The sequence below is a fragment of the Kosakonia beeri genome (assembly GCF_054165705.1).
Map to the genome: position 1 here is coordinate 447046 of NZ_CM135106.1, position 18883 is coordinate 465928.

20 protein-coding genes are annotated in these 18883 nt (G+C 54.7%); 14 read left to right on the forward strand and 6 right to left on the reverse strand.

Annotation, left to right across the window (positions count from 1 at the left end):
- The first annotated feature begins 72 nt into the window (after positions 1 to 72).
- The 4 genes from ficA (at position 73) to argD (ending at position 2738) form a co-directional block, all read left to right on the forward strand.
- Entirely contained in the window at positions 73 to 240 is a 168-nt protein-coding gene (gene ficA / locus ACUY4S_RS02105; RefSeq protein WP_312689635.1) for a FicA/YhfG family antitoxin, read from the forward strand.
- Positions 233 to 835, forward strand: coding sequence for a putative adenosine monophosphate-protein transferase Fic (locus ACUY4S_RS02110; protein WP_458022886.1), 603 nt, complete (start codon positions 233 to 235; stop codon positions 833 to 835). The genes ficA and ACUY4S_RS02110 overlap by 8 nt, the downstream gene beginning before the upstream one ends.
- Before the next feature lie 31 nt (positions 836 to 866).
- Positions 867 to 1430, forward strand: a complete 564-nt coding sequence (pabA, locus tag ACUY4S_RS02115) for an aminodeoxychorismate synthase component 2 (RefSeq protein ID WP_312689633.1) — start codon at positions 867 to 869, stop codon at positions 1428 to 1430.
- An 87-nt stretch (positions 1431 to 1517) separates the two neighbouring features.
- Entirely contained in the window at positions 1518 to 2738 is a 1221-nt protein-coding gene (gene argD, locus ACUY4S_RS02120) for a bifunctional acetylornithine/succinyldiaminopimelate transaminase (protein ID WP_458022887.1), read from the forward strand.
- Here argD and ACUY4S_RS02125 read toward each other — a convergent pair.
- Complete coding sequence (locus ACUY4S_RS02125) at positions 2728 to 4806, reverse strand: YccS/YhfK family putative transporter (RefSeq protein ID WP_458022888.1); 2079 nt, start codon at positions 4804 to 4806, stop codon at positions 2728 to 2730. The genes argD and ACUY4S_RS02125 overlap by 11 nt on opposite strands.
- A 48-nt stretch (positions 4807 to 4854) precedes the next feature.
- The gene (crp, locus tag ACUY4S_RS02130) at positions 4855 to 5487 is read right to left on the reverse strand and encodes a cAMP-activated global transcriptional regulator CRP (protein ID WP_000242758.1); all 633 of its coding nucleotides are present in this window, start codon (positions 5485 to 5487) and stop codon (positions 4855 to 4857) included.
- 333 nt (positions 5488 to 5820) lie between these two features.
- Here crp and ACUY4S_RS02135 point away from each other — a divergent pair, with 333 nt between their 5' ends.
- Positions 5821 to 6225 (forward strand): OsmC family protein, encoded by a 405-nt coding sequence (locus ACUY4S_RS02135; RefSeq protein WP_086872663.1) that lies wholly within the window; start codon positions 5821 to 5823, stop codon positions 6223 to 6225.
- Positions 6226 to 6268: 43 nt separating this feature from the next.
- On the opposite strand, the gene ACUY4S_RS02140 is transcribed toward ACUY4S_RS02135, so the two are convergent.
- From ACUY4S_RS02140 to ACUY4S_RS02150, 3 genes are read right to left on the reverse strand one after another with little or no spacing between them, the layout of a single operon-like run.
- The gene (locus ACUY4S_RS02140; RefSeq protein ID WP_312689622.1) at positions 6269 to 7138 is read right to left on the reverse strand and encodes a phosphoribulokinase; all 870 of its coding nucleotides are present in this window, start codon (positions 7136 to 7138) and stop codon (positions 6269 to 6271) included.
- A 55-nt stretch (positions 7139 to 7193) separates the two neighbouring features.
- Positions 7194 to 7412, reverse strand: a complete 219-nt coding sequence (locus ACUY4S_RS02145) for a YheU family protein (RefSeq protein ID WP_312689621.1) — start codon at positions 7410 to 7412, stop codon at positions 7194 to 7196.
- Positions 7409 to 8428 (reverse strand): hydrolase, encoded by a 1020-nt coding sequence (locus ACUY4S_RS02150; RefSeq protein WP_458022894.1) that lies wholly within the window; start codon positions 8426 to 8428, stop codon positions 7409 to 7411. Before ACUY4S_RS02150 ends, ACUY4S_RS02145 begins: the two co-directional genes overlap by 4 nt.
- Positions 8429 to 8606: 178 nt before the next feature.
- On the opposite strand from ACUY4S_RS02150, the gene ACUY4S_RS02155 reads away from it, so the two are divergent.
- Together ACUY4S_RS02155 and ACUY4S_RS02160 are read left to right on the forward strand one after the other, a co-directional pair.
- Positions 8607 to 9731 carry a toxic anion resistance protein gene (locus tag ACUY4S_RS02155; protein ID WP_458022889.1) on the forward strand — a complete coding sequence of 375 codons (1125 nt, stop codon included), beginning with the start codon at positions 8607 to 8609 and terminating at the stop codon, positions 9729 to 9731.
- A gap of 13 nt (positions 9732 to 9744) precedes the next feature.
- Positions 9745 to 10725 carry a 5-bromo-4-chloroindolyl phosphate hydrolysis family protein gene (locus ACUY4S_RS02160; RefSeq protein WP_312689618.1) on the forward strand — a complete coding sequence of 327 codons (981 nt, stop codon included), beginning with the start codon at positions 9745 to 9747 and terminating at the stop codon, positions 10723 to 10725.
- A gap of 37 nt (positions 10726 to 10762) precedes the next feature.
- On the opposite strand, the gene ACUY4S_RS02165 is transcribed toward ACUY4S_RS02160, so the two are convergent.
- Positions 10763 to 11485, reverse strand: a complete 723-nt coding sequence (locus ACUY4S_RS02165) for an NUDIX hydrolase (protein WP_312689922.1) — start codon at positions 11483 to 11485, stop codon at positions 10763 to 10765.
- Positions 11486 to 11681: 196 nt separating this feature from the next.
- Between ACUY4S_RS02165 and prs the strand changes: the two genes are divergently transcribed.
- From prs to mdcE, 7 genes are all read left to right on the forward strand, one after another.
- Positions 11682 to 12542 (forward strand): ribose-phosphate diphosphokinase, encoded by an 861-nt coding sequence (gene prs / locus ACUY4S_RS02170; protein WP_312689616.1) that lies wholly within the window; start codon positions 11682 to 11684, stop codon positions 12540 to 12542.
- Between the two features lie 13 nt (positions 12543 to 12555).
- Complete coding sequence (locus tag ACUY4S_RS02175; protein WP_312689614.1) at positions 12556 to 14046, forward strand: nicotinate phosphoribosyltransferase; 1491 nt, start codon at positions 12556 to 12558, stop codon at positions 14044 to 14046.
- Positions 14047 to 14251: 205 nt separating this feature from the next.
- The gene (gene mdcA, locus ACUY4S_RS02180) at positions 14252 to 15907 is read left to right on the forward strand and encodes a malonate decarboxylase subunit alpha (protein ID WP_312689611.1); all 1656 of its coding nucleotides are present in this window, start codon (positions 14252 to 14254) and stop codon (positions 15905 to 15907) included.
- Positions 15907 to 16764 carry a triphosphoribosyl-dephospho-CoA synthase gene (locus tag ACUY4S_RS02185; RefSeq protein ID WP_458022890.1) on the forward strand — a complete coding sequence of 286 codons (858 nt, stop codon included), beginning with the start codon at positions 15907 to 15909 and terminating at the stop codon, positions 16762 to 16764. The genes mdcA and ACUY4S_RS02185 overlap by 1 nt, the downstream gene beginning before the upstream one ends.
- A gap of 9 nt (positions 16765 to 16773) precedes the next feature.
- Positions 16774 to 17073 (forward strand): malonate decarboxylase acyl carrier protein, encoded by a 300-nt coding sequence (gene mdcC, locus ACUY4S_RS02190; RefSeq protein ID WP_458022891.1) that lies wholly within the window; start codon positions 16774 to 16776, stop codon positions 17071 to 17073.
- Complete coding sequence (locus ACUY4S_RS02195) at positions 17066 to 17902, forward strand: biotin-independent malonate decarboxylase subunit beta (protein ID WP_312689607.1); 837 nt, start codon at positions 17066 to 17068, stop codon at positions 17900 to 17902. Before mdcC ends, ACUY4S_RS02195 begins: the two co-directional genes overlap by 8 nt.
- Entirely contained in the window at positions 17899 to 18699 is an 801-nt protein-coding gene (gene mdcE / locus ACUY4S_RS02200) for a biotin-independent malonate decarboxylase subunit gamma (RefSeq protein ID WP_312689605.1), read from the forward strand. The genes ACUY4S_RS02195 and mdcE overlap by 4 nt, the downstream gene beginning before the upstream one ends.
- Positions 18700 to 18883 lie beyond the last annotated feature (184 nt).

Genomic DNA, 18883 nt, shown 5'->3' on the forward strand with positions numbered 1-18883 from the left:
CGGCCCGTGTTTCAGTTCCCTCCCTGCGTAACGCAAAATTGCTGCTTATACTTGTGGCAAACAGGGGGCGCCATGACGAAAAAACTCACCGACAAGCAAAAATCCCGTCTCTGGGAACAGCAACGCAATATCAATTTCCAGGCCAGCAGGCGGCTGGAAGGCGTGGATTCGGAATTGATCACACTGACTGCTGAAGAGGCCAGCGCGCGGCTTGAAGAGCTCAGGAGGCACTATGAGTGAAAAATTTGGCGACGGGCGCGACCCTTATCTCTACCCCGGACTGGATGTAATGCGCAATTTGTTGAGCATCCGCCAGACGCAACGACTGGAGCAGGCGGCGTATCAACTGACGGCGTTGCGCGCAGCGACGCTGGAACTGGGCCCCCTGGCGCGTGGTCTGCCACATCTTTGTGCGATCCATCATCATCTTTATCAGGATGTGTTCGACTGGGCCGGGCGTTTTCGGGAAGTGGATATCTACCAGGGCGACACGCGTTTCTGCCATTTCGAATATATCGAAAAAGAGGGCAACGCGTTGATGCAGCAACTGGAAGATGAAGAGTGGCTGTGCGGCCTGGAGAAAACCGAATTTGTGGCGCGACTGGCGCACTACTACTGTGAAATTAACGTGCTGCACCCATTCCGTCTTGGGAACGGCATTGCCCAGCGGATTTTCTTCGAACAACTGGCGCTGCATGCGGGGTTTTCCGTCGACTGGCGGGGGATCAAACCTGAGCGCTGGAGTGCAGCTAACCAGAGCGGAGCGATGGGCGATTTAGAGCCTCTGTACGCGATCTTCAGCAAAGTGGTAAGCGAAGCCAGCGAAAGCGGGTAAACTAGCGCGGTTTGCTATCCCAGAGGCCGCCATGATCCTGCTTATCGACAATTACGACTCTTTTACCTGGAACCTGTATCAATATTTTTGTGAACTGGGTGCGCATGTAGAAGTAAAACGTAATGATGACATAGAGCTGGCGGATGTCGCCCGCCTTGCACCAGCCAAAATTGTTATCTCCCCCGGCCCTTGTACGCCTGATGAATCCGGGGTTTCGCTAGAAGTGATTCGTCACTACAGCGGCACATTACCGATCCTTGGTGTCTGCCTTGGCCACCAGGCCATTGCGCAAGTTTTTGGCGCAACCATTGTGCGCGCCGCGAAAGTAATGCATGGCAAGACCTCACCGGTAACCCACCATGGCACCGGTGTGTTTGCCGGGCTTAATAATCCCTTAACCGTTACGCGTTATCACTCATTAGTGATCGATCCGCCAACCTTGCCCGATGAATTCGAGGTAACGGCCTGGAGCGAAAGCGGTGAAATTATGGGGATCCGTCATCGGTATTGGGATCTGGAAGGCGTGCAGTTTCACCCGGAGAGCATCCTTAGCGAGCAGGGCCATCAGTTACTGAAAAACTTCCTCTTACGCTGATTTCTGGTTGCCATGCAGTGATTTTTTATGCATATTTCGTGATTATATTTTCATAATCATTGCAACACTAAACTGGATGGGCAAGCCATGGCAACTCAGCAAGACGCGGTAACACGTGCAAACTTCGATGACGATATTCTGCCAATTTACGCACCGGCCGAGTTTATCCCGGTCAAGGGAAAAGGCAGTCGCGTGTGGGATCAGCAGGGTAAAGAGTACGTTGATTTTGCTGCGGGAATTGCGGTGACGGCTCTGGGACATTGCCATCCGGCGCTGGTCGAGACGCTAAAAACTCAGGGTGAAACACTGTGGCACACCAGTAACGTCTTTACCAACGAGCCTGCGCTGCGCCTGGCGCGCAAGTTGATTAATGCCACCTTTGCCGAGCGCGTGGTGTTTATGAACTCCGGAACGGAAGCTAACGAGACAGCATTCAAGCTGGCGCGTTTTTATGCATCGACGCGCCACAGTCCTTATAAGACCAAAATCATTGCTTTCCATAATGCTTTCCACGGGCGATCACTGTTTACCGTAAGCGTCGGCGGCCAGCCGAAGTATTCCGATGGTTTTGGCCCGAAACCGGCAGATATCATCCACGTCCCGTTTAACGATCTGCACGCGGTAAAAGCGGTGATGGATGACCACACCTGCGCAGTGGTGGTGGAGCCAATCCAGGGTGAAGGCGGCGTGACAGCGGCAACGCCGGAATTCCTCCAGGGCCTGCGCGATCTGTGCGATCAGCACAATGCGCTGCTGGTCTTTGATGAAGTGCAGTGCGGCATGGGGCGTAGTGGCGAACTGTTTGCTTATATGCACTATGGTGTGACGCCGGACATTCTCACCAGCGCAAAAGCACTGGGTGGTGGTTTCCCGATCAGCGCTATGCTCACCACGCATGAGATTGCCAGTGTTTTCCATGCCGGTTCACACGGTTCTACGTATGGCGGAAACCCGCTGGCGTGCGCCGTTGCCGGCACCGCATTCGACATTATCAATACGCCGAAAGTGCTGAATGGCGTGAATGACAAGCGGCAGCTGTTCGTTCAGCAGTTACAGCACATTGATGAAAAATTCGACCTGTTCAGCGACATTCGCGGCATGGGGTTACTGATTGGCGCGGAACTGAAACCTCAGTACAAAGGTCGCGCGCGTGACTTCCTGTATGCCGCTGCCGGGGCGGGTGTGATGGTACTGAATGCCGGGCCGGATGTAATGCGTTTTGCGCCGTCGCTGATTATCGATGCGCAGGATATTGAAGAAGGGCTAAATCGCTTCGCGGTAGCGGTAGATAAAGTGATCAACGGTTAAGGCGTCTCTTCAGCCAGATACCATGATGTGGGCGCTGACGCCATGCCACCGACGAAATAGTGTGCATGGTGTTCAGATGCCCCACTATACGTTGCAGGTGCTGTTCCAGCGTGCTCATTGGCCCGTGGGTCAGCGTCTCCGGCGACTCCAGAATATTTGCATCTCCCGACTCGCCAGGCCCATCGTATTCCAGCCGCTGCTGACAGCGTTGCAGCGCAATTTCACATGACTGTAGGTAGCGCTGCGCCAGATCCGGGGTAAGCATGGTGTGCTCGCGTGCAAGCGTCGTCATGGCGTTGATATGTTCAACAATAAACTGGCTGTGCGTCACCCACAGCTTCATATCTTCCAGGTAACGGGTGTTGAAGCCCGGCTCCTGCATAGCCTGATTCAACGAGTTGAATAGCGCATTATGCGCCTGGTTTACGCGCATTCTCTGCCATGCCAACGGTGTTGGCTGCGGATTGTCGCTGAGGATCAGGCGGAGGGCCTCCTGATAAGTTTCCAGCGCATCATGGGCGTTTTGCCGCAGCAGGCCGCTTTGCCACTGTGGCCACAACCAGACCATGCCACCAAAGGCAATCAGGCAACCTATCACGGTGTCGATAAATCTGGCGACGATAAACTCCTCGCCATTCAGCGTCAGCAACTGCAGGGTGTACACCGCAGTTATGGTAAAACCGACCATCGCCCAGCCGTAATTCTTGCGGATAATGAGATAACTGATCAGCGTGATCAGCAGCATCGCCGCCAGCGTATATCCCTGTGGTACGTGGAAATGCAGTGTGATACCCGCAATCACCAGACCTGCAAGCGTGCCTGCAGCACGGTGCACAATGCGAACCCGTGTTGCGCCGTAGCCATTTTGCGTAACAAACATCACGGTCATCATGATCCAATATGGCTTGGGTAAATGCAGGGCGCTGCCCATCAGGCTGGCAACACTGAGCATGACGCTAATGCGTGCGGCATTGCGAAGTGCGGAAGACTTCAGTGAAAGATAACTTTTTAACGCCGGGATCAGAGGCAGGCGGCGCTGCGTTTCAGCCATTAAATCCCGGCTGTACAGAGGGCGTTGGGTGCGTAAAACGCGGGCGATACGGCTAAAGTGCCAGGCGCAAAAATGCCCGACCGGGTTATCCGGATGCTGGCGGGCGATTTTCTCCAGCGCACCAACCTGCTTATCCATCGTGAAACGCGTAGGGTATCGGTGATAGAGAATATCATCGGCCAGCACACGCAGGCGTGCAGCAACGGTTTGCGCATTCCAGCGTATCACCTGCTCGGCATGGCTTTGCTCCACCAACTTTTGCACTTCTTCTGGCTGGTGCAAACTGACAGAGATGTGCTCTTGTAGGTCCAGCGCGACCTGGAACACGCGCAACATACGCTTGTAATCATTGTGCTGGTTCGCGGCCAGCATATGCAGTTGCTGATAACACTGACTTATCATATCCACGACTTTTTGCTGGCGGGCCAGCAGCGGTGGCAGGGCGGTTTCTGGATCTTTGTGCTGCGTCAGCAGGCTGTATTTGGCTTCGCAGTAGTCCGCCAGTTCACGGTAAAGCAGGCTTATCGTTTCATGCAGCGGTTGTTCCCGCCACATCCAGAACCAGAACCAGTTAAACAGCCCGTACCACAAGGTACCAAGCGCATAAATCAGTAACGGTTGCCATATTGGCATACTGCCGGCAAGGCTCAGGGTAAAGATGGCAGCAATCAGCGAGGCCGGGAGTAACCGCCCATGCAGTGCACTGATTTCGGCGGTCACGCCAAGTAATAATGTCATGCCGGTGAGGATCAGCGGCAGGGGCAGGTTCTCTGCAAGCAGCAGTTGTACCGCGAGGCTGCATCCTGCAAACAGCGAGCCGCCAATAATCAGGCGTTTAAAGAAACGTTTATGGGGGGTATCAAGACCTGCAATGTTGCAGCAGGCGGGCACGAGGGAGAACAGCAAACCTTGTTGCAAATGACCGACGATTAAGCCGATGGCCACAGGCAAACATAACACCAGCGTTTGCCGCAGTGCGTAGTTGATTTCGGGGTGATAAATCAGCCTGCGCCACATGAGAAAACAAAAACGGCGCACCGGATAAGCGGCGCGCCGTTTTGTCGATTAACGGGTTCCGTAAACCACGATAGTTTTACCGTGTGCGGAAATGAGATTTTGATCTTCCAGCATTTTCAAAATACGGCCCACTGTTTCGCGCGAGCAACCGACGATCTGACCAATTTCCTGACGGGTAATTTTAATTTGCATACCGTCCGGGTGAGTCATTGCGTCTGGCTGTTTCGCCAGGTTCAACAGCGTTTGGGCAATGCGACCTGTCACGTCAAGGAACGCGAGGTTGCCGACTTTCTCTGAAGTGACCTGCAGGCGACGCGCCATTTGCGAGGAAAGGCGCATCAGAATGTCCGGGTTTACCTGGATTAACTGACGGAATTTTTTATAGGAAATTTCGGCCACTTCACATGCGGTCTTAGCGCGTACCCACGCACTGCGCTCCTGACCTTCTTCGAACAGGCCCAGTTCACCGATAAAATCTCCCTGATTCAGGTAAGAGAGGATCATCTCTTTACCTTCTTCATCCTTGATCAGCACTGCCACTGAGCCTTTAACGATGTAATACAACGTTTCCGCTTTTTCACCCTGGTGAATCAGCGTGCTCTTCGACGGGTACTTATGAATGTGGCAATGAGACAAGAACCATTCGAGAGTCGGGTCTGTTTGCGGTTTGCCAAGCACCATGCGCGATTATCCTCTGTTATAAGCTGTCACCAGACACAGGATGTGCACCCTGCCCCTGGGGTTGCAATCTATACACGTTATCGTTCGACTTTGTGTATTCGCTTCCAAATCCTCGGAAGTGGACCGTCAGCGTCATCTGCGGTCTCTAAAGTGTGATGTCAGGCGTGTCTGCGTGACATCCATTTTTTCTGTAGCATCCAGATTGTTTTAGCATAGCTTTAACCGCCTGTCTCCTGGTGTCTCGCTTCAGCATGACGCAGGTCGCCTTCCGTTGCGACTTTTCTTATGTACGCGTAATCTGTAAAGAAAATTGCCACTTCGGAGTAAAGAAAAATGCAGGCACGTGTGAAATGGGTTGAAGGGTTAACCTTCCTCGGTGAGTCCGCCTCGGGCCACCAAATCCTGATGGATGGCAACTCAGGCGATAAAGCACCAAGCCCGATGGAAATGGTGCTGATGGCCGCAGGCGGGTGCAGCGCCATTGATGTGGTGTCTATCCTGCAGAAAGGGCGCCATGACGTTACCGACTGCGAAGTGAAGCTGACCTCAGAGCGTCGCGAAGAAGCCCCGCGTCTGTTCACCCATATCAATCTGCACTTTATCGTCACCGGCAAAGCGCTGAAAGATGCTGCGGTTTCCCGTGCGGTGGATCTCTCTGCGGAGAAGTACTGCTCCGTGGCGTTGATGCTGGAAAAGGCGGTGAACATCACCCATTCCTACGAAGTCATAGAAGCCTGATGTGCTCAGCCCGGTAGCGTGGCGTTACCGGGTTCCCCTAACGCTATTTTATCTTTTTCCCTTCCATCAACCGTTGCACCAGCGGCGTCATGATTAGCTCCATCGCCAGCCCCATTTTTCCGCCAGGCACCACCAGCGTGTCCATATGGGAAATAAACGAGCCTTGCAGCATCGCCAGAAGCCATGGGTAATCAATCCCTTCCAGATTACGAAAGTGGATCACCACAAAACTTTCATCCAGCGAAGGAATGCCTTTCGCGGCAAAAGGGTTCGAGGTATCCACGGTTGGTACACGTTGAAAGTTGATATGCGTGCGCGAGAACTGCGGGGTAATAAAGTTAATGTAATCTTCCATGGAGCGTACCACGGAATCCATTACCGCTTCGCGCGAGTGGCCGCGTTCGCTGGTGTCGCGCACCAGTTTCTGGATCCACTCCAGATTAACAATTGGCACTACGCCGACCAGCAAATCAACATAACGTGATACGTCATGCTGTGGGGTGACCACGCCACCGTGCAGCCCTTCGTAAAAAAGTACATCTGTGGGTTCAGGCAATGGCTGCCAGGGGGTAAACGTACCCGGTACCTGGTTCCAGGGCACGGCTTCATCGTAGGTATGGAGATACTTCCGCGCCTGACCTTTGCCGGTCTGGCCATATTCGCTGAAGGTCTGTTCGAGCAGGCCAAAATCGTTAGCTTCCGGCCCGAAGTAACTGATATGCCGCCCAAGATCGCGCGCTTTGCGGATCGCCATATCCATTTCCGGGCGGGTATAGCGATGAAAACTGTCGCCTTCAACTTCCGCCGCCTGCATACCCAGTTGCGCGAAGATCTTACGAAAAGCGAGGCTGGTGGTGGTCGTTCCCGCACCGCTGGAGCCGGTGACGGCAATGACCGGGTGTTTGGCAGACATAATAACTCCCTGAATTAATGATTATTTTCAGTATAGTCAGCCGCCATGCACCCCGTTAATCGTGGAATTGCCCGCGCGGCATAATATTGACTGTCTCGTGCAGTTCAGACCACACCAGCACTGCTTCGCCGCGTTGCAATTGCCGTTTAACATCGGCGACCTTTTGTTCAAGCGAGCGTTCATGTTCACCATAATCGGTGCCTTCGCGCAAGACAAAGCTCTCAATCAGGTTATCCAGCGTTGCGGTTTCGATCTCTTGCCATGGAATAATCATTTCGCCTCCAGCCAGGGAGAGAGCCAGTCCGGAATACGTGTCTCAAGCCACATTTCCGGGCGACGCAGTGTGCCGCCGACAAAACCCACGTGGCCGCCATGCTCCGTTAACTGATACTCAATATTTGCCGGCAAATGTCCGGCATCCGGGATCACATTATGATCCATAAAAGGATCGTCTTTGGCGTGAATAATCAAGGTCGGTTTACGGATGTCCGGCAGTACCGGCATGGCGCTGCAGCGTCGGTAATAATCCAGTGCGTCGGCGAAGCCGTGGATCTTCGCGGTGATCAGGTCGTCAAACTCACGGATGCGGCGTACTTTGCGCAACGCCGACAACGTTAACGGGAGCGAGCCGGGGTAAGCGCGTAATTTTCGCGCTGCGTTGGCTTTCAGCAGATTGAGTAAATAGCGCTGATAAACGCGTGAGAAACCCTTATCCATATGATAACTGCACGCTTCCAGCACCAGTGGCGCAGAGACAATGACCGCTGCATCGACGGGCAAGTCATCCTCTGCTTTTGCCAGCAGGCAGCCAAGCATATTACCGCCGAGCGAGTACCCAACGGCTGCCGTTGGCGCGGCACCCAGTTCCTGACGCAGCCATTGCAAAAACCAGGTGCCGTCTTCGGTCTCACCAGAGTGGTAAATGCGATTCAGGCGATTAGGAATACCGCTGCAACCGCGAAAATGCATGACGACCCCCAGCCAGCCGCGCGCCTTCGCCGCATGAACCAGACCGTGCGCGTAAGGGCTATGCAGGCTGCCTTCAAGGCCGTGAAATACCACCAGGCGCGGTTTATGCCGCGCCTGGTACGGTTCTTCACTCCAGGCGAGATCGACAAAATCGCCATCCGGCAGCTCAAGACGCTGCCACCACGGTTCAAACTGCAGGCGACGACGTAAAAGGCGTGGCAGCATCGTTTGTAGATGCGGATTGCGCGCACCCGGCATCGGATGAAAATTGTGCGCTTCTCCCTGATCTTCAAGGAAATTTGCCGGTGTAATATCTGCCATCATAATAAAAAATTTAAGTTAATAGACGGTTATTATACTTGCTAACAATTAGGCTGTTTAATACTTTGCTGCTGTTGTAACGTATTACCCCTTACAGACAGCTTCATAAAGACACAAGAAAACCAGCGATTACATTACATTACCGCTGTCTGCCATTTACCCATTGAGGACGTATTGGATGACGGAACATACCTCGCTTGACCTCGCCGCGCCGCAGCAATCAAACCCGTCGATGAATGACCTGCCTGGCAGTGAACACTTAACCCCGGCGGAGCACGCGCAAATCCAGAATATTGTTGAAGAGATCAATATTAACGACCCGGCGTTTTCGTTGGGTTTTGGCGCAAAAACCATGAACAGCATCTCGCAGTTCTCCGACTCCCTGATGCAAGAAGTGCGGGCAAAAGATGCGGGCATTATCGGTACGCAACTGACCGAACTGCTGCAAAAAATCAAAGGGGTGGACATCAGCGCCTTTGAACAAAAACCGGGCTTTCTCGCCTCACTGCCACTGCTGGGATCGCTGTTTAACCGCATTGAGCGCACGCTGCTGGAATACCAGACCCTGTCTGAACAGGTAGAAAATATCACCGCAAAGCTGAATGACGCGATGGTTGATCTGCTGCGCAATATTTCCGTGCTCGAGACCCTCTTTGAGCGTAACCGCGAGGTTTTTCAGCAAATTACGCTGCACATTATTGCCGGTAAGCAAAAGCTGGAGCAGATAAAACAGAATGAACTGCCCGCGTTGCAGGTGCAAGCGGCATCGGACCCGATGAACGCGCAGCGCGTGCGCGATCTGCTGGAAGGCATTCAGCGCTTTGAGCGTCGCCTGCATGATTTGATGGTATCGCGAACGATTGCGATGCACTCCGCCCCGCAAATTCGCCTGATGCAGAGCAACAGCCAGTCACTGGCAGAAAAGATCCAAAGCAGCATTCTTTCCACCATTCCGGTGTGGAAAAGCCAGATAGCGCTGGCCATGTCACTGCAAACCCAGCGTCAGGCGGCAAAACTGCAAAAAGAGGTGGCGGATACCACCAATGATTTACTGCGCCGCAATGCGGAAATGTTGCAAACCGGCACGCTGGAAACGGCGCGTGAGGTGGAGCGGTCAGTGGTGGATATCGACACCCTGCGCGATGTGCAGTCGCGGTTGTTGAGTACCATTGAAGAGTCGGTGAAAATTGCTACTGACGCACGTCAACGCAGGGCTGAAGTAGAAAAAGAGCTACTCACAATGGAAAACGATCTGCGTATCCGTCTGGCCTCCATCGCCAGCGGAACGGCGGGACAGCAGTAAGCAGGAAGAGACCATGTCCGAGAGAATCACACACTGGCTGGATGCCTATTACAGCAACCGTTTGAACCGTATCTCCGCCCGGTTATTCACGTTTATCGCGGGCCTCTTATATTCCGCCTATTCAGCCCGTTTCGCTACGCAGGTGGATAGCGAATTGGGGAAAGATGTGGGGGGACTCGCAACCTGCTTCGCGGTGGTGAACTGGTTTGGTTTTATTCTGCTGGGCCGCACGCTGTTCTTTGATCGCATAGCGCTGGTTGTGGGGGCGTTGGCAGGCTTTTTCTGGTTTTTTGTGGGAGATGCCATTGCGCTGCCATTTTGGGCGGGAATGATGGCGATGCTCGTGCATCTCTATCGGGACTGGCGACGGCTTAGCACCATCCATGTGCTGTATCTGTTATTAATGATTCTGTCTGTATCGTTATACCGGCAGATCTATGATTACAGCGCGCACCCCGTCTACCTTGGATTCTTTGCGTTGCTCTTTGTCGGCTATCTCCTGTATGCATGGTCACTGAAGATGGCCGCACGTAAACATGACGCCCAGCTGGCGATTCTTGCTGCAGCCGAAAAAGCGCAACAAACGGCCGCCGAAGCGGATCAGTTGTTAGCGCAGCGTATTGCACGCCTGGAAAAAAAGAGAGGGCTGCCTGCTCCGCTGCTGGCTGAACTGGCTCAGATTACTGCGTCAGCGCGCCAGATCCTGCAATGCATGAGTACAGACAAAAGGGATGAAGTACCGGGGCGGCGCTTTTTAGACCGTTATCTGCCTGGCGTTGAAATGATTGTTACCCAGGGGCAGACCCTTTCGGAACAACTGCTTGACGCTCAACAACGGCAAAAATCGGTAGAAGATCAACTGGAGATGATGCGACGTTTAAAAAGCGCCTTTCATCAGCAACATCAGGCCTTGCTGGAAAACGATACGGATGATCTCAATTCTGAACTTAAAACCTTAGACAAGCTGCTCAAAACAGACGGCTATGTGAAATGATTGGGTATCTGCACTTGCGCGATTGCCGGTGCAGATATTAGCCATCCGTCAGTAAATTTCGCGAAAAAAGATGAATGTCGACGCCCGGTTTGCGCCGCCATAACCGCGCTTTTCGCGCGCCGGTCGGTACACTTTCGCCCGTCTCTTCAAACATGCCGGAAGCTTCAAAACGGCGGATCAGGCTCTTACGCTGGATAGGCTGACCGAGAATGATCTCTGTCGCTTCCTGAAGCTGTGTTTGTGTAAACGTCTCTGGCAGGCAATAAACGGGCAGGAGCGAGTACATCGTTTTTTGCCGCAGCCGGTGCAGTGCGGCCTGAATAATATCCGCATGATCAAACGCCAGCGCATAGTGCGGCAACTCGCTGACCGGCACCCATTTGGCATCGCTTACACTCTCGATATGCGGGGCGCAAGAAACCCAGGAAATCAGCGCGAACCAGGCCACCGTCAGGCTCCAGCCGCGTGGATCGCGCTGCGGGCCTGAAAAGGTATCCAGCTGTTCGAGCCACGATGGCGAAACACCGGTTTTTTCGGTCAGCTTACGCAACGCCGTCGCGCGGGTTGAATCATCTTTGTCCAGATCGATAAAGCCGCCGGGCAGCCCCCAGCGCCCCTGCTGCGGCTGGCTTGCGCGTTCTACTAATAATACGCAAAGCACCTGCTGATGCAGGGTGAATAGCACATTATCCACCGTCACCAGCGGTGAGGGGAAACGGCTGGCATCGTAGGCGTTCAGATATTCGGCTTCGCTGATCATCGTTAACTCGTCTTTTTGTACACGCCACAAGTTTATCAGCCTGCGAAAGGGCAGCAAGCTAACTTTTATCCTAATATTTTTCAGCAGCTTAGCGCTTATTAAAAGCCTGATGAAAAAAAGAACTTGCATTAATAATGTCTCATGGACAATATTATAAGTGTCCAAGGGACATTAATTGAACTGAGTGAGGTGTGTGATGGCAAACAGAATCGCGTTGTTTCTCGATAATCAGCAAGTTGAACTTAATCACGGTATTTTCCCGGATGGTGCAGTGTGGCTGAAAGTGACCGGCGAGTTGCCCACCTTCGCCCACCTCATGCGTATTCGTGTCGCGGCGATGCGGGACATGAATGACTTTATGTTATTGGCGCAACTGGTTGATGCCGTGCGTCACGTTACCGATATCGCCATCAGCCACCTTGAACTGGCCTGGCTGCCATGGGCGCGTCAGGATCGTCATATGGTCGCAGGCGATAGCTTTGCGCTAAAAGTCTTCGCTAATCAACTGAACACGCTGAATTTTAATAAAGTTTTTGTTCTCGATCCGCACAGCGACGCCGCAGCGGCAGCCATCGATAACTGCGTTGCCATTGCTCAGGAAACCTGCCTGTTGCAGAGTGAAACGCTGCGTTGTGCCATTCGTGAGGGGGAACTGATGCTGGTCGCGCCGGATGCAGGTGCACTGAAAAAAATTCACAACGTGGCAAAAGCCAGCGGCGCTCAGGAATACGCCATCCTCACCAAAGAGCGTGATGTGGCAAGCGGCAATCTGACCGGGTTTGCGCTGGTTTCCGGCCATGTTGCCGGGAAAGACGTGTTGATTGTTGATGACTTATGCGATGCCGGCGGCACCTTTATCGGCTCTGCGCAGGTACTGCGCGATGCTGGCGCACGTAGCGTGAGCCTGTATGTGACACACGGCGTCTTCTCCAGGGGTGTGGAGAACCTGCTTAACAACGGTATCGACGCTATTTATACCACCACGTCTTACACCTCGCCTGAGCTCGCTGAGCCGCGAGTTGAATTGATCGACATTGATACCATTTTTCGCGCTTAAGGGAGAGAACACCATGAATATCAACCCAATCCTCGCTATCGACGGTTACAAAGTGTCGCACCGCGTGCAGTACCCGCAGGGTACGACGCAGGTCTATTCCAACTTCACACCGCGCAGCGACCGTTTTTTCCAGTCGCCGGTGGCAGATGGCAAACTGGTGTTCTTCGGTCTGCAGGGGTTTCTGCAATGGTTTATGGTCGATCTGTTTAACGACAGCTTCTTTGCCCGCCCGGAAGAGGAAGTGGTGAATGAATACAAGCAAGTGATGGATAGCTATCTCGGAAGGGATGCCGTGGCGGTCGATCACATTCGTGCGCTGCACCGTCTGGGTTATCTGCCGTTGCACATTAAATCTCTGGATGAAGGCAGCAAAGTTCCGATGAAGGTGCCGGTCCTGACCATCACGAACACCCGCGAGGAGTTTTTCTGGCTGGTGAACTACCTGGAGACGGTGCTCTCTGCTGAACTGTGGAAAGCCTCCACCAACGCGACCATTGCGCACCACTACCGTAAAATCTGTGAACAGTGGGCGGCAAAAACCTGTACGGATTTATCGCACCTGGATTTCCAGTGCCACGACTTCTCGTTCCGTGGTATGGCGGGCCTGCACGACACCGCACAGGCGGGGGCAGGTCACCTGTTGAGTTTTAAAGGCACTGACAGCATTCCCTCGCTGCTGTATGCCCGCGATCACTATACCGGCGGTGAAGAGTACTTCATTGGCGCCAGCATTCCGGCTACCGAGCACAGCGTAATGTGCATGGGCGAACACGAGCATGAAATAGAAACTTTCCGTCGCCTGATTGCCGACATTTATCCGCAGGGCTTTGTCTCTATCGTTTCCGATACCTGGGATTACTGGCGCGTGCTGACGGAGTACACCCGAGAACTGAAACAGCTTATCCTGGGCCGCGAAGGGCGCGTGGTATTTCGCCCGGACAGCGGCGACCCGGTAGAGATCCTTTGCGGTACCGGTGCGGATGACGACACGCGTCCCGAGCGCAGCCCGGAAGAGAAAGGCTCTGTTGAAGTGCTGTGGGAGATCTTCGGTGGCACCCTTAACGACAAAGGTTACAAAGTGCTGGATCCCCATGTCGGCCTGATTTATGGCGATTCCATTACCCTGGCGCGTGCAAATGAGATCCTGCGCCGCCTGGAAGCGAAAGGGTTTGCCAGCTCAAACGTGGTGTTCGGCGTAGGTTCGTTTACCTATCAGTACAACACCCGCGATACGTTTGGTTTTGCCATGAAAGCGACCTGGGGCGCGGTAAATGGCGAAGGGCGGATGATTTTTAAAGAGCCGAAAACTGACAACGGTCTGAAACGGTCTGCTCGCGGGTTGTTGCGGGTTGAGCGCGATGCGCAGGGCGAACTGCAACTGCATGACGAACAAAGCTGGGAGCAGGAAAAAGGCGGCGAGCTGAAAACCCGCTTCCTTGATGGCAAGCTCTACCAGTCCGAGCATTTCGAGCAAATCCGCCAGCGTCTGGCCAGCCAGCGCTAACGGCTCTCCCCTGGCGGCACATTCTGTGCCGCCATAGATCGTTTTCGTCCGGCGGAAACTGATCCACATCACAGATTGTTTCTTTGATTATTACTCTCAGGCTAATGATTTAGCGACCTCCTTAATTGATGCCTTTCTCACCAAAGCGCACACTGAATTCAGTGTTAAGCAAGTCAAAATGATGAGCTGAATCAGGAGGTTAATAATGTTATCTGGGCAAACGCCAGCACGGGTATGGAACACGCGGCGCAGCGAGAAACAGCGCCGCCTGGCGTCCATTCCCGTGCAGGGGAAAGTACTGCCGACTGGCGATCTTGTCGCCATGCTGGAAAAACTGATCGCACCGGGCGACCGCGTCGTACTGGAAGGGAACAACCAAAAGCAGGCGGATTTCCTCTCCCGCTCTCTGGCCGAAGTGAACCCGCAGAAAGTGCACGACCTGCATATGATTATGCCCAGCGTCGGTCGCAGCGAACATCTTGATATCTTTGAAAAAGGTATCGCGCGGAAGCTCGATTTCTCCTTCTCCGGCACGCAGAGTCTGCGCATTTCGCAACTGCTGGAAGACGGTTTACTGGAAATCGGCGCGATCCACACTTACATCGAACTCTATTCCCGCCTGTACGTTGACCTTTGCCCAAATGTGGCGCTGATCGCCGGTTATAAAGCCGACCGCAAAGGCAATCTTTATACCGGCCCGAGTACGGAAGATACTCCGGCGCTGGTAGAAGCAGCCGCATTCCGTGACGGGATTGTTATTGCTCAGGTTAATGAGCTGGTCGACGACGAGTGTGACCTGCCTCGCGTGGATATTCCCGGTTCGTGGATCGATTACGTCGTGGTTGCCGACAAACCGTTCTTTATCGAACCGCTGTTTACCCGCGATCCGCGTCTGATTAAGCAAGAACATATCCTGATGGCGATGATGGCCATTAAAGGCATCTATGCTGAGCATCAGGTGCAGTCGCTCAACCACGGTATCGGTTTTAATACCGCAGCTATCGAACTGCTGCTGCCGACCTACGGCGAACAACTCGGCCTGAAGGGCAAAATCTGTAAACACTGGACGTTGAACCCGCACCCGACATTGATCCCGGCGATTGAAAGCGGCTGGGTTGAAAGCGTGCACTGTTTCGGCGGCGAGCTCGGTATGGAAGAGTACATCCGCGCGCGTCCGGACGTGTTCTTTACCGGTGCCGATGGCTCTATGCGTTCCAATCGTGCGTTCTGCCAGCTAGCCGGCCAATACGCGGTGGATATGTTTATCGGATCCACCTTACAGATCGATGGCCTGGCCAACTCCTCTACCGTGACTCGCGGTCGCCTTTCCGGTTTTGGTGGCGCACCGAATATGGGCCATGACCCGCATGGTCGCCGCCACGCCACCCCAGCATGGCTGAACATGATCACCGAGCCGGACCCAATGCAGCGCGGTAAAAAGCTGGTCGTGCAGATGGTGGAAACCTTCCAGGCGGGTGCGAAACCCACATTTGTGGAAAGCCTCGATGCCGTGGATGTGGCGAAATCCTCCGGTATGCCGCTGGCACCCGTGATGATTTATGGCGATGACGTCACCCACGTGCTGACCGAAGAGGGGATCGCTTACCTCTACCGCGCAGAGAGTATTGAAGAGCGCCGTGCGATGGTCGCTGCGGTTGCCGGCATTACCGACATTGGTCTCGGGGTAGACGCAAAACGCGTCGCCGCACTGCGCCAGAGCGGCAAAGTGGTCTACCCGGAAGATATGGGTATCCGCCGGACGGAGGCGACCCGTTCGTTGCTGGCTGCAAGCAGCGTGGCTGATCTCGTTGAATGGTCCGGCGGTCTTTACAACCCACCTGCGAAATTCCGGAGCTGGTAATGAAACTTCTGCCACTGATTGCGGCTGAGGGTGGTGCCTTTCGTCTGGCGCATACCGCCACTCAATGTCTGATTGACGAAGCACGTTTAAGCCCGAAACCCGGTCTGGTGGACAGTCGGGGGAATGGCGCGCATCACGATCTCACACTCGAACTGATGGAGCATTCCGCGCACAGCCTGACCCCTACGTTTCAGGCGCTGGCGCAACAAAGCTGGTTGCAACCGGCAAACGTTGCGCTCCGGCAAACCATAGGGCGGCTTGGTCGGGAAGGCGAACAGCAAATGATGGTGGCGACCCATGGCGTGAACACCCATCGTGGCGCGATTTGGGCGCTGGGGCTGCTGGTAAGCGCGGTTGCCATGCTCGGCGGAGAAGGATCGCCGCTGGCGATAGCCCGCACCGCTGCACAACTGGCGAAATTACCCGACGACGCGGCACCAAAAGTCTTCAGCAAAGGACTGCGTGCGACCCATCGCTACCGCGTTCCCGGTGCGCGCGAAGAAGCGCAGCAGGCGTTTCCGCACATTGTGCAACTGGCCTTGCCGCAACTGCATCTCAGCCGTCAACGCGGCAGCACTGAAGAGCAGGCAAGACTGGATGCCCTGATGGCGATTATGACCTCGCTGAGTGATACCTGCGTGCTGTCTCGTGCAGGCCTGGAAGGGCTACAGGCCATGCGTCAGGGGGCAACGGCAGTATTGCAGGCCGGCGGCGTTGCGCACCCTGACGGGCAGCGCGCGCTGGCGAAGCTGGATGCGCACATGCTGATGCTGAACGCGTCACCGGGTGGAGCAGCCGATTTACTGGCCGCCACGCTGTTTCTTGACCGTATAACGTCGCCTTACTTAGCGAATTAAGAGGAAGTTATGGAACACATTACGATCACCGTGCCTGCGGGCCGCGTCTTATGCGGTAAAGCACTGGCAGGCGTTGTGGGCTCCGGGGATATGGAGGTGTTATTCACCGCCGACCAGGGGCAAACACTGACTATCGACATCACCACCTCCGTGGATAACAGCCGTGGACGCTGGGAAGCCTTGTTCAACCGTCTTGGTCTGGTCAGCACGCTGCCAGCAGGCACACTGGCGATTCACGATTTCGGCGCGACGCCCGGTGTGGCGCGTATCCGTATCGAACAGGTTTTCGAAGAGGTGAGCTATGCGTGACGATCGCAGTTTTATCGAACTCAAAGCGCGTCAGCGCGCACAGGCGCTGCTGGATCAGGGCAGCTATCGTGAATTGCTCGATCCGTTCGAAGGCATTATCTCGCCGTGGTTAGGACCACAGGGGATCGTGCCGCAGGCGGATGACGGCATGGTTGTCGCCAAAGGCACTATCAATGGTCAGCCAGCCGTTGTTGTTGCAATTGAAGGGGCTTTCCAGGGCGGGAGCATGGGCGAAGTCTCCGGCGCAAAAATGGCGGCGGCGCTTGAACTGGCAGCGGAAGATAACCGCAACGGCATTCCGACACAGGCCGTGCTGTGCCTGGAAACCGGCGGCGTGCGTTTGCAGGAGGCCAACCTCGGCCTGGCGGCGATTGCCGATATCCATGCTGCGATTGTCGACCTGCGCCGTTACACCCCGGTCGTTGGCATTGTTGCCGGGACGGTGGGCTGCTTTGGCGGGATGTCGATTGCCGCTGCATTGTGCAGTTACCTGATTGTCACCCGTGAAGCACGCCTTGGCCTCAATGGCCCACAAGTCATCGAACAGGAAGCCGGTATCGAAGAGTACGACTCTCGCGACCGCCCGTTTATCTGGAGCATGACCGGCGGCGAGGTGCGCTATCACAGCGGGCTGGTGGATGCGCTGGTAGGTGATGGTGTGAATGCGGTGAAACAGGCAATGAATTCGGCAATCGCCAGGGGCGTGCCTGTGAAGCATCGCACCGATAAATACGATGACTATCTGCAACGTCTGAGCCAGTTCGACACCCGCAAACAGGCGGATGCAGAACAGATCAGCGCGTTGTTTGCCGGGGAGGGGAAAGCATGAGTACGACAATGAGTCGCGGCGCAGTATGGCTGGAAAAACTGGCGCCGAATGCCCATCGCCTGAGCGGGTTGTGCCCGTCGGTGCAGGCGGCTGACGGTGAAATCAACGGCGAAGCGGTGCGTTTTATCGCCGTGGTGCCGGATGCCAACAACCATTACCCACGTGCTGCAAAAGGGGAAGTCGGCCTGTTGGAAGGCTGGACGCTGGCGAAAGTGGTGAGCGAGACCGTGATGGCAGATGCCAACAGCAGCGTGAAGCGCCCGATCATCGCGGTGATTGATGTACCGAGCCAGGCCTATGGCCGTCGTGAAGAAGCGTTTGGTATCCACCAGGCGTTGGCGGGGGCAGCCGCTGCTTATGCTAATGCGCGTCTGGCGGGGCACCCGGTTATCGGTTTGATCGTCGGTAAAGCGATGTCCGGCGCCTTTCTGGCGCACGGCTACCAGGCTAACCGCCTGATTGCCTTGAACGATACTGGTGTTCTGATCCATGCAATGGGTAAAGCGTCGGCGGCACGCATTACGCTGCGTACCGTTGAGGCGCTGGAAAAACTGGCCGCCACCATTCCGCCAATGGCGTATGACATCAGCAACTATGCCACGCTGGGGCTGTTATCGGATCTGCTGAACATCAGCAACCCGGATGCACCCTCAGCCAGCGATCTGGCGCAGGTAAAGGCCACACTGCAACAGGCCATTCAAGACGCTCGTCAGGACACCTCGTTGAAAAATCGTCTGGGTGCTGACAACCGCCGTAGCTCCGCTCTTGTGCGCGAACGCATGAGAGCCAGCTGGTAAGTAAAAAAAAGAAACCTGCCAGATAGCAATGCATGGGCGCGAACCCGCGCTCATGCGCTACTGAAAATAAAAAAATCGCATACAAGACCCAAGCACAAAATCATTCGTTTTGCATCGAGACGGCAACTGAGCGAATCCCTGGGCGCTTACTGAAGTCAGTGACCAGCGTGAACAAAGGCGGCCA

Coding starts and splice junctions, on each gene's coding strand:
- pabA (WP_312689633.1), top strand. CDS start 867: ATGATCCTGCTTATCGACAATTACGACTCTTTTACCTGGAACCTGTAT.
- ACUY4S_RS02160 (WP_312689618.1), top strand. CDS start 9,745: ATGTCCGAGAGAATCACACACTGGCTGGATGCCTATTACAGCAACCGT.
- ficA (WP_312689635.1), top strand. CDS start 73: ATGACGAAAAAACTCACCGACAAGCAAAAATCCCGTCTCTGGGAACAG.
- ACUY4S_RS02110 (WP_458022886.1), top strand. CDS start 233: ATGAGTGAAAAATTTGGCGACGGGCGCGACCCTTATCTCTACCCCGGA.
- mdcC (WP_458022891.1), top strand. CDS start 16,774: ATGGAACACATTACGATCACCGTGCCTGCGGGCCGCGTCTTATGCGGT.
- ACUY4S_RS02135 (WP_086872663.1), top strand. CDS start 5,821: ATGCAGGCACGTGTGAAATGGGTTGAAGGGTTAACCTTCCTCGGTGAG.
- ACUY4S_RS02195 (WP_312689607.1), top strand. CDS start 17,066: ATGCGTGACGATCGCAGTTTTATCGAACTCAAAGCGCGTCAGCGCGCA.
- ACUY4S_RS02185 (WP_458022890.1), top strand. CDS start 15,907: ATGAAACTTCTGCCACTGATTGCGGCTGAGGGTGGTGCCTTTCGTCTG.
- crp (WP_000242758.1), bottom strand. CDS start 5,487: ATGGTGCTTGGCAAACCGCAAACAGACCCGACTCTCGAATGGTTCTTG.
- ACUY4S_RS02165 (WP_312689922.1), bottom strand. CDS start 11,485: ATGATCAGCGAAGCCGAATATCTGAACGCCTACGATGCCAGCCGTTTC.
- prs (WP_312689616.1), top strand. CDS start 11,682: ATGGCAAACAGAATCGCGTTGTTTCTCGATAATCAGCAAGTTGAACTT.
- mdcE (WP_312689605.1), top strand. CDS start 17,899: ATGAGTACGACAATGAGTCGCGGCGCAGTATGGCTGGAAAAACTGGCG.
- ACUY4S_RS02150 (WP_458022894.1), bottom strand. CDS start 8,428: ATGGCAGATATTACACCGGCAAATTTCCTTGAAGATCAGGGAGAAGCG.
- ACUY4S_RS02175 (WP_312689614.1), top strand. CDS start 12,556: ATGAATATCAACCCAATCCTCGCTATCGACGGTTACAAAGTGTCGCAC.
- ACUY4S_RS02155 (WP_458022889.1), top strand. CDS start 8,607: ATGACGGAACATACCTCGCTTGACCTCGCCGCGCCGCAGCAATCAAAC.
- ACUY4S_RS02140 (WP_312689622.1), bottom strand. CDS start 7,138: ATGTCTGCCAAACACCCGGTCATTGCCGTCACCGGCTCCAGCGGTGCG.
- ACUY4S_RS02145 (WP_312689621.1), bottom strand. CDS start 7,412: ATGATTATTCCATGGCAAGAGATCGAAACCGCAACGCTGGATAACCTG.
- mdcA (WP_312689611.1), top strand. CDS start 14,252: ATGTTATCTGGGCAAACGCCAGCACGGGTATGGAACACGCGGCGCAGC.
- argD (WP_458022887.1), top strand. CDS start 1,518: ATGGCAACTCAGCAAGACGCGGTAACACGTGCAAACTTCGATGACGAT.
- ACUY4S_RS02125 (WP_458022888.1), bottom strand. CDS start 4,806: ATGTGGCGCAGGCTGATTTATCACCCCGAAATCAACTACGCACTGCGG.